General features: G+C 38.1%; 6 protein-coding genes. 1 reads left to right on the top strand and 5 read right to left on the bottom strand.

Annotated elements, in window-relative coordinates; genetic code table 11:
• Nucleotides 1-115: 115 nt before the first annotated feature.
• The 4 genes from ACTJJF_RS01225 to ACTJJF_RS01210 form a co-directional block, all read right to left on the bottom strand.
• Complete coding sequence (locus tag ACTJJF_RS01225) at nucleotides 116-4,630, bottom strand: TonB-dependent receptor plug domain-containing protein (protein ID WP_440698410.1); 4,515 nt, start codon at nucleotides 4,628-4,630, stop codon at nucleotides 116-118.
• A 3-nt stretch (nucleotides 4,631-4,633) separates the two neighbouring features.
• Nucleotides 4,634-7,405 carry a hypothetical protein gene (locus ACTJJF_RS01220; RefSeq protein WP_440698409.1) on the bottom strand — a complete coding sequence of 924 codons (2,772 nt, stop codon included), beginning with the start codon at nucleotides 7,403-7,405 and terminating at the stop codon, nucleotides 4,634-4,636.
• A 69-nt stretch (nucleotides 7,406-7,474) separates the two neighbouring features.
• Nucleotides 7,475-9,778, bottom strand: a complete 2,304-nt coding sequence (locus ACTJJF_RS01215; protein WP_440698408.1) for a T9SS type A sorting domain-containing protein — start codon at nucleotides 9,776-9,778, stop codon at nucleotides 7,475-7,477.
• Between the two features lie 12 nt (nucleotides 9,779-9,790).
• Nucleotides 9,791-10,312: an RNA polymerase sigma factor gene (locus ACTJJF_RS01210; RefSeq protein WP_440698407.1), complete on the bottom strand. Its 522-nt coding sequence runs from the start codon at nucleotides 10,310-10,312 to the stop codon at nucleotides 9,791-9,793.
• A gap of 210 nt (nucleotides 10,313-10,522) precedes the next feature.
• Here ACTJJF_RS01210 and ACTJJF_RS01205 point away from each other — a divergent pair, with 210 nt between their 5' ends.
• Nucleotides 10,523-11,725 carry an aminopeptidase C gene (locus ACTJJF_RS01205; protein WP_312296623.1) on the top strand — a complete coding sequence of 401 codons (1,203 nt, stop codon included), beginning with the start codon at nucleotides 10,523-10,525 and terminating at the stop codon, nucleotides 11,723-11,725.
• A 306-nt stretch (nucleotides 11,726-12,031) separates the two neighbouring features.
• Here ACTJJF_RS01205 and ACTJJF_RS01200 read toward each other — a convergent pair whose 3' ends face one another.
• Nucleotides 12,032-13,093, bottom strand: coding sequence for an NADH:flavin oxidoreductase (locus ACTJJF_RS01200; protein WP_312296622.1), 1,062 nt, complete (start codon nucleotides 13,091-13,093; stop codon nucleotides 12,032-12,034).
• Nucleotides 13,094-13,141 lie beyond the last annotated feature (48 nt).

Below are 13,141 nucleotides of genomic sequence, written 5' to 3'. Positions count from 1 at the left end.
ATAATTATATTTTCCGAATTTTCAATAATTTTTGAAAATTAATTTTATAATAAAACAGACATTCTTCTGAATGCCTGTTTATGAATGAATTAAATCATGCAGTAAACCTTAGGTATCAAGGTTCAGTTTTCACCGTAATTCCCGGATTCCAATATTTGGATTCAGGCATATAATACAGATAAACGTTCCCTGATTTCCCTGTGTATTCTCCTGCAAACTCCACTTTCAGATCGAGGTTGATCACCTTTGTTTCTTCAGCATCAAGATGTTCCCAGTACAGTACAAGGTAGTTATCAAAAATTTCATAGTAAGAAACCTGCTTTTTATCAACCATATCTTTCAATAAAGCATTTTGTAATGTCAATCCAGCAGGAATACCTATTTTAGCGACCGTCATGGGAAGTTGGTTATTCACTTTATTTTTAATGGTCACTGTCATTCTGTTTGTTTCTCCTATTTTAGACTGAGGAGACTTCAGCCGGGTTTCCATGGTTACAGGAATATCAGCACTTACGGGTGGCTGCAGAGTATAATATTCATAATCCAGCTTATAAGGAAGTCCTTTTGAAGCCGGATATTGTACACGGATATGATTTTCTCCAGTTTTATAAGCTGATGCAACACTGATCCCAGGCAAGATATAGACTCCGTTTATCTTAATAGCAGGCCTTTCATTTCCATAGAGTTTTTCATTTTTTGAGAAGAATTCGGATAAAGCTTCTATTGCCAGGCTCGTGGCCTGAGTAGAACCAAATCCGTAATAACCGTTATAAGCAATAAGCTGATCTGCAGTTTTTGCAATTTTCAGATGATTTAATTTCTCATCTTTCTGCAAAGCCATCATATACAGAGAAAGAGCTTCTGCATCCGCAGAAATACTGCCTGAGCCTGTAAAGGTTATCCCAGGTTTTACCTTTTGAGTTTCATACTGTCTTCCCAGAATTGAGATCAGATTCTCATATTCTTTATGTTTCCCAAGACTGGCAGAAGCATTGGCCAATAATGCCAGCTGATAAGCATCTTTTGTTACTAAAGCTCTGTTCAGCATTACTTTGTAAGAATCTTCAATTTCATTTTTTATACCCAATTTAGACAAAGCATACAAAATATACATATTTCTGGACCACATATGCTCTGAATAAGCATTTTTTGCTTCATACTGTTTTCTCACTTCAAATAATCCGTTTCCATTTTTCTTAGCTAGAATAAACGAATAAAGTTCCTGAATCAGCTTTGGATCAACAGTCACATATTTCTTCAGTTCCGTAAATTCCAGTAAAGCGAAAGCAGAAAGTGCCACATCAGATTCTGTGGTTCTGAAATATCCAAAACCTCCATCTTTATTTTTGAAACTCAGCATTTTCTGAAATCCTTTTTTCAGATTTTTCACCACCAGGGTTTCGGTAGGTGTATCAATTTTTTTAGCTGATTTTAAATAATCCAGAATGAAAATATTAGGATATACTGTTGAAGAAAGTTGCTCAAAACAACCATAAGGCTCTTTCTTCAGTCTCTCCAGGTCTTCAAACATCTGAAATGCAGCATTTTCAAATACATAATAAGAAGAAAGCAAACTGCCGTTAATGTATTCAGGAATATTGATTCTGATATCTTCAGTTGTATTATTGATCAGTGAGTAGCGTTGAAGAAAGCCTTTTTCTTCTACCTGAAACGGTAAGATGACGGTTTCCCGGAAATCTCCGGATCTTACGGTAAACTGAATATTGGAATCTACCACTTCATCGGTCTGAATTCTTACAAATAATCTTCCGGACTCCATCGGCTTAAGGGTGATCAAGCTGTCAGCATGCATCAGCTTAACATGATTCGGGACGATAACATCCATTGTCATATTTCTGGTCTCCGGAGAATTATTTTTTACAACCACGGGAATAAGCATCTGGTCTGTTCTTGTCAGATACTGTGGAATTTTAGCATCTATTGAGATCATACTCTTTGCGGCATATGTCATTTCACTTCTTCCCACGGTACCGGCTCCGGAAATACCTTCTGTCATCACTCTGAATGTAGAACTGGCATCAGAATTATAGAATTCAATTTTTGCTTTACCATTTTTATCGGTTTCTATTACAGGATTCCAGTATAGAGCTTCTCTGTAATCAAATCTATAGGGAGTATTGGTGGTTTTATATTCCGGGTAGGCAAATTGCCGGCTCTCTGAAAATTCCGTCAGATTTTCGGCCGGTATCACTTCTACTGCAAAATAGGATTTCGGGGTAATGTCCCATTTATTTTCCATATTCCCGTTTTTAAAGGAATTGATGAGAATTGCTCCGTTCACAGCCCTGCTCCCATAGATTGCTGTAGCTGCAGCATCCTTAAGAACTGTAATACTGCTGACATCATTCGGGTTGATGGTTGTATTAAAATTTTCTACAGGAATTCCGTCAACAACAAATAAAGGGGTTTTATTGGGAACCGAAGCTGCCCCTCTTATATGTACCTCTCCACCGGTTCCCGGCTGCGCTGTAGATGATACAACTATTCCTGCTACTTTTCCGCTTAGTAATGAAGTGACATCAGGATTCTGAATTTCAGGAGAAGCCGATAACAAAGTGACAGAATTGGCCTTGTTTTCTTTCTTTATAGAATAGGCACCAGTAACAATAACCTCTTCAATATAACTGTTTCTGTCTGTATCTGATTTTGTTTTATCACGTTTAGGGGTCTTGCTCACTTCTTTAGACTCCTTTTTTGCTGCTTCTTTAACTTCAGCCTCTCTTATAATTTCTTCTACATCTATATTATTCAGTTTTTGTTTCACCAGAGGGTTAATATCCAGATGGTAAGACAGAATCCTGATTCGGACTCTGTGTTTGGGCAGGAAGGACTTGCCAATGATTCTATAGAAACCGTCAGTATTTAAATCTGAAAAATAAAATTTACCATTTTCTGCAGTTTCCTGTCTGAGAATTTTATTTCTACGGGTATCTACCAGAAAAACCTCTGATTTTACAGGATTCTTATTTTCATCTTCTACAATTCCGTAGACTGTATTCTTTTTTTCGGGCAGATATTTGTACTGATTGTTTTTTATGATTTCCGGGATAAGCTCGAAGTATCTGTACCCGTTGGTAAGCATGACAAGGTCCAGGCTTTTATCGGCTTTTTCTTCTTTTTTGTCAAAATAAAACTGCGGTTTTTCAATCTTACCTCTCAACTCAGAATCCATCAGCAGCCAAGAAATGATATGGTTTTGTTGATCATCAGCGTAGGTCCATAGTTTATCATCCACTACACTTAGAGCAAGATTAGCGGGAACCGGTTTGTTATTACCGTCTGTAGTTACGATATTCAAGACTACTTTTTCTCTGGGTTGATAATATTGTTTGACAGGTTCAACTTTTATGTTAAGCTGATTGATTTTATTGGTAAAAACAATACGTTCTGCAAGGGCTGAATTATTTTCCAGGACGGTAAATCTGATAATTCCCGCAGGAAAGTCTTTTTCAGAAACATCCAATGAACCTGAACCGTTTTTCAATAGAAGGGATTTGCTGTAAACTTCCTTTCCACGAAAGCTTCCTTTAATGATAATGCTTCTTTCCTGAGTAGAAGTCACTTTAAAGTGCAGTAAACCGTTTTCTTGTCTGATATTCAGAACTATTCCATCATTCTGAGCAACGGGAAGACTGTATGTCTGCATTATATTTTCCGGCTTCAAAACCCTGGCATAATAGGATTCTCCTTTCTGGGGAGTAAAAATGAAACTTCCCATTCCAAAGTTATAGGCCGAAACTTCTTTTATTTTTTCATGATTCTGATTGTAAATGCCTAAAACCGCATCTACAGGCTGTTCAAATTCGTCAAGGATTTTAAAGGCAATATTTTGTTCTATCTCATTGATCAGTGTTCCACCCTCTGGCATCAGTCTGACGTCGAGATGATTTAAGACAACCGGAATATTCCGGGAAACAGATTCTGTAAAACCATCAAAATTCACTTTAATATTCAACAGGGCATCAGCAGATTTAAGCACTGCAGGAAGTTTAAATTTTAATATTTTTTTGCCATCTTTATCTGTGATCAGTTTTCCTTCTGAGATAACTTCTCCGTTGTGCATCACGGTATATTCCGCTTCATAAAAAGGAATGGGTAAATTGGCCAGGCTCCGCATAGAAAAGTCTGCTGTCACCTCATCTGCCGGGCCATATCCTTTTTTGGGGAAGTCAAGCTTCATTAAGATTCTCGGAGATACAACTTTTTGAAGGGTGATCTCCTTTTCAAATGCATTTTTATCCTGCTCATTCTGCATCCAGTTGGTATAGGCTCTGATCTTATAGATTCCTCCTTTCATATCATCAGAGAATTGGAAATACCCCTGGGCATAGCCATTGGTGATCTCATATTTCATTTTTTTCAATATGCTTCCCCCGGGATCAAGAATTTCAAAATTGACAACCCTGCTGTCTTCTGCCGGAAGGTTGTCTGCTCCTTTTACAACGTAGATTTTAAAATACATTCCTTCTCCCGGCTTATAGAAAACATGATTGGTCTGAATGTAAGTTTTTTCTTTTTCAAAGTCCTGCATAATACTCTGTCCTTTTACTGAAACAGCTGAGAACAGAATACAGCATACAATGATATAGGATATAAATTTAAGATTCATAGGTTAAAATTTGAATGAAACGATACAGCCCAATGTTTTAAAAGAAGGAAGATTGAAGAAATCCAAACCTCTTCCATTTTCTGTTTCGTAGAAAGTCTGATTGGGATCAGCTCCTGTTTTAGCCTGCCAAAGCATAAGATTATTAGCATACAAAGTGAATTTTAATGTACGTTGGCTGTGGTCAACAGGAAAGCTTGCAGACAGGGAAATATTATTGATTCTTACATAATCTGCCTTTTGAATATAATTTTCCGCTACTCCGGCGTATCCATACCTTGACCATCTGTTTTCCTGAACATTCCTGCCGGGATCATAAAAATCTACAGGAATCTGATTGGTATTTCCGTCAGAAAATACGCCCTGAAAAATATAATTTTTAATATTCCTCTCTTCACCGGATGTATAAGAGCGTCCATAATAATCAAGAACAGCCTCGGTACCGTTCCAGACCTGACCGCCTTTTCTCCATTCCCAGTTAATATCCAAAGAAAATCTTTTGTAAGTAAAATTATGATTGAATTTCATGACAAAATCAGGAGTAGGATCTGCAATGATCTTCATTCCGGCAGCCTTTCGAGGAAACCCGGAGTCATCAATGATCAACTGCCCGTTGGCATTACGCTCAAAATAACTTCCCCTGATCGCCCCAAGTACCTCTCCTTCCGTCAATGTTTTGTAAATATCCTGAAATCCCGAAACAGCAGTATTGTTATATCCTGAAGCAACACGATCCACAATATCCCTGTATTTGAAAAATGAAATCCTGTTCGTTGTAAAGAAATCATATCCCAAACGCAGCCGTTCATAGGTAAAGTTGAATTCATATCCGCTATAAGTATGGTCTGCCATGTTTTTTAGCCTTAGCTGATTATTTTCAAAAAGGGGAAAAATATCATCCTGAATTTTCCTTCTGAAATATTCTCCCTCCAGACTAAAATGATAGCCGATATTCATTCTGGCACCCGCTTTCCATTCTATGGTATTGATATTAGACAATCCTCTGAAAGTTTCCACTTCCCGGATTGGAAAATATTGATTATTGTTCTCTGCCTTCAGCAAAGTAGTTGCATAAAAAGCATAAGATCTTGTGATTTCCGGTTCGGAACTTAAACGGGTATAGCTTCCCAAGATTTTAAAATTAAAATGATTCCAGTTGAAAACATCTGCAAACTTCACATAAGCATTCGCCTGTGGAAGCCAATAGCTGTTTTTATGTGATGTATTGGAAACGTAAAATGAATTTCCAAGATTGATCCCGGCTTCAAAATCACCATCGTAGATTTCCATATTATAATTCAGTATATAATCCTGTGAAGTCCTTTGATAGCTGTATTTCTGATCTGTCAGGCTGTTATAAACCTCCGATTTTTTATCGTTTAATATGAAATTAAAGAGAACACTATTTTTAAAATCATAATTTCCCGGCAGTGTGTATGCACCTTGTATATTAGAATAATACAGGCTGTTTTTCTGTGTCCTTTCATTGTAAATTCCATTGCTGAAGCCGGAAGTTGACAGTTTATACCTATCCAGATTCCAGATGCTATTGTTCTCGTACGATTGAGCGATATTCAGTTTAAAACCCTTCCACGTCTTAGCGGCACTGAAGTTTACCTGCCGTTGATTATTCAGATAATGATATTGATTATTCTGCAACAAAAGAAATGAAGGGTTATCGGCATACTGACTATAGCTCCTCTGTGAGCCGTCATTTAACAGCAGCTGTTGTGCATTGGAAAATGAAACAGGAGTCAGCAGTGCATTCTGATATATTCTGTTAAAAAGCCCTGCTCTGTTTACATTTGTGGCTTTATTTTCATCATAATTGAAAGCCATATTCATGACATAGCCTCCCAGATTGGCTGTAAACTTTGTTTTAAAGGTATGGGTATTATTAAACTGATCCATAAAATACATCTGATCCTTTTGCTGCCCCAGATCTAAGGAAAGCCGGAATTTCTCAACATATTCTTCTTTTATAAAAAGATTTGCATTAAGCCGATTACTGTATCCTACAATCGTTTTAAAAAGATCATTATCATACCCTTTTGCCCGTGATAATCCATTCATCCATTGGACCAACCTTCCATTCTGATCATAGGTATAAGGCTGCCCGTCAAATCCCAATGCAGAAATATCCGGTCCGAAACTGAACAGCTCATTTGTTTCCGGCCCTTTCCATACAGGATTTCCGTTTTCAGATCTTCCCTGAACGTACTGATGCTGAACTTCAGGAATTGCGTTTCTGTTTTTAACTTCAACAGAAGTGGTAAAGCTTCCGTTAAAATATAACGTTTTCCTTTTGAAACCCTTCAGGATATAAGTACTATCATTCCTCTGCTTCAGTTTTCTTACATTATTTACATATTGGTCGGAACTTTTACTTAAGGCTGTTCCATTATTTTCAATACTGAAATGATCTTTTATATTCTTTGATATCAGGCTGTCATAAGCTTTACTGTGAACAGCTTTCACATATTTTTCATCTACCTGATTCTTTAAAATAGTTTTCAGCTCTTTCAGCTGATAAGAAGGGATGACCAGCATACTTTTACCATGATTCCATGTCAGCGTATCATAAGGCTTTGCGGCAATGATGGCAAAACCTTTTTCATCAGTGAGTTCGTAGATACCCGTGTTTTTGTTATAAACTTTCAGAAAGTTCTGAGCCTTATTTTTAGTCCCTAAAAATGTTCCCGAATAATAGAGTTTTGAATCCTGTGCCTGTAATCCGGTAATGATAAAGGACAGCAGCAGTAAGTAGCTTTTTCTCATCAATCAAAATATGTTTCAAGATAAAGAAAAAAAGAAATTCCCGGAGAAATTTCTTTTTTTGAATTTAATTTAATTTCTGATGACCTTAAAGGTTTCCCAAACCTCACCGGACCGGATACGAAGCAGGTAGATACCTTGTGGATATGAGGTCATGTCAATAGTGTTTTTACCTTCATTCAGGTGTTCTTTCCGCATGATAATTTTCCCGGCTATATCATATACAAAAAGCTCATCAACAGCCTTTTTTGTTTTGATCTGAATAGGGCCTTTTGTAGGATTTGGAAATACAACGGTTCTGGTATCAGTCTGATTCTCAATTTCAGTTGCCATCTTTTTGTTAAGATTTACATTAGAAATTCCGTTGCTGCATTCCGGAAGCGTAGCTCTTTGAAGAATAAGCCTTAACAAAAGGTCGTTAAGTTTTTCAACTTCATAAGATGCTGCGGTGGGCTTTATGTGATCATTTCCTATGCCACTGTCATTCGTCAGGAACGTATAGGTACCGTTGGTAAGCAATGCAAACGTTCTCATGAGATATTCCGTTTCTTTATCGGTATCACTTGCTGCCAGCGGGATAATGGTAATTCCTTTTTTAGCGGCACTTTTTATTTTCTCATACAGTTTTTTAGTGTTTTCTTCTGACTGATGAGGTGGTGCATCCAAAATCAAAAACATAATTTTGGTTGAATTTTCACTGCTCCATTTCAGCTCATCGATAGAAACCTGCATGGCTTCCACAACAGCCTCCGGAGTATCTCCGCCACCATTGGCCTGCTGGTTTTTGATGAAGCCTATCAAATCTTCTGCTTTATCAGAAAAATCAAATTTCCGGGTCACATATTCATCTGCTTTATCTCTGTAAAACACTGATCCATATCTCACCTCTGTATTTTTTAATTTTGTTTCCACTTTTTTCAGAACATCCAACAGTTCAGATTGCAGGTAAGAAATCTCATCTCCCATAGAACCTGTAGCATCCACCACAAAAGCAAGATCCAGTTTTCGTTTTTCCAGACAGGACTTATTGAGCATAATGATATTCTGCCCGTTTTTAAATTCCCTGATATTTGAACTTATCATCTGCCCGGAACCATCTTCCAGATAATATTTACCTGAATCTGAATTTTCATTGGTCATCGGGCTGATCCATAATTCAGCATTTCCCAAATTATCAGAAACTGCCTGCCAAATGATATTTTTCTTGTCATCCAGCAGCTTTACTTTTTCGCCTACTACCGGTTTTTTATCTTTATTTACCAACTGAACGGAAACCCTTCTGTCAGGAAAAAATTTCCAGGTATTTTTATAACGATCCAGTTCAGGAACGGCAACATCCTTCCAGTAATCCCATTTAGAAAAATCATTCACCTCACCACCTATGAGCTGTCCTGCTTTTGGGAGTTCTTCTTCAGCCTCTTCAACAGGTTCTTTCACAGGTTCATCAATTCCTTTTGCCAATAATTCATTGAATTTTTCCTTTTCAGCCCTACGGAGGCGTTTTGTTTTTATAATGACGACTCCGTTACTTGCTTTGCTCCCGAATATTGCAGCAGCCTCAGCACCTTTCATTACAGACATGTTCTTAATACGTTCCGGATCCAGAATTTTCAGAACCTCCATATTGACTGGTTTTCCGTTAACAATCACCAATGGTTTTGTCGAACTTCCTGCTACAGAACTCATTCCCCTGATCATCATTTTCATGTCTTTTCCTGATTTGGAAACTGATAAGCCGGCAACTTTCCCGCTTAATTCTTTGGCTACAGTGGTTTCGGTTGATGCAACAACCGTACTGGATGAGGTTACGCTTTTTTCTCTCTTAACAGTAGCCTTATACCCCATTACCACGACCTCTTCTATATTCTTAACCACCCCACCTGAAGTCTCCATATGGCGTTCAATTGGCGGAGGCGGCATATCTCCCCGTGATGATGAAGCGGTGGCTGGTGATACAATAACCGAAGCCGTACCTGGAACAGGAACAGGAACTGAAATTGAATTTACAGCCAGTTTTTCTATTGCAGGCTTCGCATTCTTTTTCTCTTTCTGAATATTTTCTTTGGTTATCCCATCAATTTTTGCAATATCTTTACTGGAAACCGGGTCAGGTGCTGTTTTACTTTCAGCGATTACCGGCTTCATGAGTTCAGCAGTATCTTTTTTATTCATAAAATAGAAGGCTCCCAAACCAATAATAAGACTGGCAGCAATCCCGTAAGGAAACCAGAGAGGAATTATTTTCTTTTTCTCTTTTGGAGTATCCAGCTTCTCTTCAACTTTTTCCCACACTTTTTCAAAACCAGGAAAAACCGTTGGCTCTTCTGAAAGCCTTGAAGCTTCATTGAATTGTTGATCTATATGATTATTTTCCATTGTTGTAAAAGTTTAAATGTTTTGATTCACCAGAAGTTCCTGTAGTTTTTTCCTCGCAAAATTGAGCTGGGATTTTGAGGTCCCTTCGCTGATGGAAAGCATCGTTGCTATTTCTTTATGAGGATAGCCTTCAATGGCAAAAAGATTAAAAATAGCCCTGCAGCCTTCCGGGAGGAAATTCAGCAGATTAAGGATATCTTTTTCCAGAGCAAGATTCTCTGTGCCGCTTTCAGGGGCGTCAATCTTATTATTTTCTTCCAGAGAGATAAATAATGATTTATTCGTCCGTAATTTCTGAAGACATTCATTCACGGTAATTTTTCTGGCCCAGGCTTCGAAAGTATCCGGATTCTGAAGCTGGCTGATCTTCATGAAAATCTTGTAGAATGTATCTGCCAATACTTCTTCAATATCTTCATCATTTTTCAGATAGCGTCTGCAGACTGAATACAGCCTGCCCGCCATTTTCTCGTAGACTTTCCGCTGCGCATTGCGGTCGTTCCGTTGACATTCTAGTAATAATTCTCGTTCCATAGTCAGGAGGTTATATGAGTATAGATGCAGGAATTTCCGGATGGGTTGGAAACATGGTAAACTTTTTTCTAAATTAAGGTAATTGAGCCAATGAACAGATGGGCTTTCTTTACTTTTTCTTAAAAAAACTTTAATTCCGGATTTAACTTTTCCTTTTGTAACAAATCTCTTTTATTAACGACTATTAATGTAAATAATCTTTTTATAGTAATGAAAAATGCCAAAATTGCATCATTACTTTTTGTTTTGTCTGCAGGAAGTATGATGTTTGCCCAGGATGATTTAATCAACAAGTTAAAAAACAACCACTCACAAAATGCTAATTTCCAGTTCACAACGCTGAAAGACGTTGGTGCAACTTCTGTAAAGAACCAGGGTTCATCAGGAACCTGCTGGAGCTACTCGGGAAATTCGTTCCTTGAATCTGAAATGCAGAGAATGGGTAAAAAACCTGTAGATCTTGCTGAAATTTTTACAGCGAGAAACTCTTATCATGATAAAGCAAAGTTATATGTATTGAATAACGGAGCCATCAGCTGGGGTGACGGAGGTGAGCTTCACGATGTAATCAACATGTACAAAAAATACGGTGCGGTTCCTCAGGATGTGTATACAGGATTAAAAGCTGGCCAGACTACCAACAACTTCAAGGAGATGCAGGGAAAACTGAAGCCGGTTCTTGACAGCCTTGTACAGGCTTCTTCTAAAGGAAAACTTACAGATAACTGGATGGATTCCGTAGATGCAATCCTGGATGAATATTTAGGAAAAGTACCTGCCAACTTTACGTATGAAGGGAAAAATTACACTCCGAAAACATTTGCTAAAGAAGTGGTAGGAATTAATCCTGAAGATTATGTAGAGTTGTCTTCTTACAAAGATTATCCATACTATCAGAAATTTGTAGTTCCGATTCCTGATAACTGGAGCCACGATTCTGACTGGAACGTTCCGATGAAAGATCTTACATCAATTATTGACAATGCTGTAACTAAAGGATATTCTGTAGGTTGGGCAACTGACGTTTCAGAACCTTATTTCTCTTACAAAAACGGGGTGGCTTATGTTCCGGATATGGACCTGGACCAGATCAATGCAGAGAATAAGCAGACCTTGTTCACAGAACCTAAAAAAGATAAAACCATTACTGAAGATATGCGTCAGAAAGGCCTTAACAATCTTTCTACAACGGATGACCACGGTATGCACATCGTAGGTTTGGCTAAAGACCAGACCGGTAAAGAGTATTATATGGTGAAAAACTCCTGGGGAGTAACAAATGACTTTGCAGGATATCTTTATGTAACAAGACCTTATGTGGAATATAAATCAACTGCAATTTTAGTACACAAAAATGCAATTCCGAAAAATATTCTGAAGCAACTGAAGCCAACTAAAAATATTGGTTTATAAGAAATCACTTCTGCCTTTTCAATGGCAGTTTTAGATATTTAAATCTGTTAAACAACGAGCGCCCGGAAATCCCGGGCGCTCGTTCGTTCTATCACACTGAGAATCATTAAGTTTCAATCATAAAAACCCGCCTTCAGAGATTCTGAAAGCAGGTTTCTTAATAAATAGGTGAAAATTAAATATAAAATAAAGTGAATTATGATGATTAATGTGAATAGTGAATGGTTAATTTTGCTTCACAAGTGAGTAAAATATGCTGTTAAAAAAAAACGATCTGTAAAGCTCATTAATTATCCACTACTCCCATTAAAATAATACGCCCATACTTTCTGCTGAAAAGTCAAGAAGAGCTTCCGTGTTTCCATCTTTGATCTTCTGTACCCATTGGTGATCCTGTAAGATTGCACGCCCCACGGCAACAAGATCAAATTCTTCGTTATCCAGTCTTCTGATCAGCTCTGTGAGATCGGTTTTCTCAGTTCCCTGCCCTGCAAAAGCATTAAGGAAATCTCCGTTCAAACCAACTGATCCTACAGTAATGGTCGGCTGCCCGGTTATTTTTTTTGCCCATCCTGCGAAATTCAGATCAGAACCTTCAAATTCCGGTTCCCAGAAACGGCGTTGTGAACAGTGGAAAATATCCACTCCGGCTTCTTTTAACGGTAATAACCAATCTTCCATTTCATTTGGAGTGAATGCCAGCCTGGTTTTATAATCCTGCTGCTTCCATTGTGAAAGGCGAAGGATAATGGTAAAGTCCTCTCCTACCGCTGCTCTGATTGCTTTGACTACTTCAACAGCAAACCGGCTTCTTTCTTTCAACGTTTTACCACCGTATTCATCGGTTCTGGTATTGGTTACTTCCCAGAAAAACTGGTCGATGAGGTACCCGTGAGCGCCGTGAATTTCAAGACAGTCAAAACCAAGGTCCCTGGCAGATTTTGCTGAAGCTGCAAACTGGGCAATCGTATCCTGAATATCTTCAACCGTCATTGTAGAAGCTTTTTCCATGGCTACCAACGGATATTCTTCGGACATTCTGGTATCTCCCACGTGCCAGATCTGAGGTCCCATTTTCCCACCGTTTTTATGTACAGTATCAATTACGTTTTTCCAGCCGTTTAAAGCTTCTGTTCCGTAGAAGTCCGGAATATTCTGCAGGTTTTTAGAACCGGGTCTGTTGATGACAGTTCCTTCTGAAAGGATCAATCCTACTTCTGAAGCTGCCCTTCTTCCGTAGTAATCTGCTATTTCCTGGGTAGGAACTCCATTGTCAGATTGTGCTCTGGTCATGGGAGCCATTACGATCCTGTTTTTCAGCTGTAAATTTTTATATTGGAATGGTTTAAATAACGATGATGTGCTCATATTAAAATTACATTTTACAATTGTTACACAAAGTAACTAATAATAGTT

It is taken from the genome of Chryseobacterium sp. 22458 (genome assembly GCF_052044975.1).
GTDB lineage: Bacteria > Bacteroidota > Bacteroidia > Flavobacteriales > Weeksellaceae > Chryseobacterium.
This window is presented reverse-complemented; position numbering and strand designations above follow the sequence as displayed.

Bases quoted from the DNA above. Each gene is read 5' to 3' on its own strand.
- ACTJJF_RS01225 (WP_440698410.1), bottom strand. From the start codon at position 4,630: ATGAATCTTAAATTTATATCCTATATCATTGTATGCTGTATTCTGTTC.
- ACTJJF_RS01220 (WP_440698409.1), bottom strand. From the start codon at position 7,405: ATGAGAAAAAGCTACTTACTGCTGCTGTCCTTTATCATTACCGGATTA.
- ACTJJF_RS01215 (WP_440698408.1), bottom strand. From the start codon at position 9,778: ATGGAAAATAATCATATAGATCAACAATTCAATGAAGCTTCAAGGCTT.
- ACTJJF_RS01210 (WP_440698407.1), bottom strand. From the start codon at position 10,312: ATGGAACGAGAATTATTACTAGAATGTCAACGGAACGACCGCAATGCG.
- ACTJJF_RS01205 (WP_312296623.1), top strand. From the start codon at position 10,523: ATGAAAAATGCCAAAATTGCATCATTACTTTTTGTTTTGTCTGCAGGA.
- ACTJJF_RS01200 (WP_312296622.1), bottom strand. From the start codon at position 13,093: ATGAGCACATCATCGTTATTTAAACCATTCCAATATAAAAATTTACAG.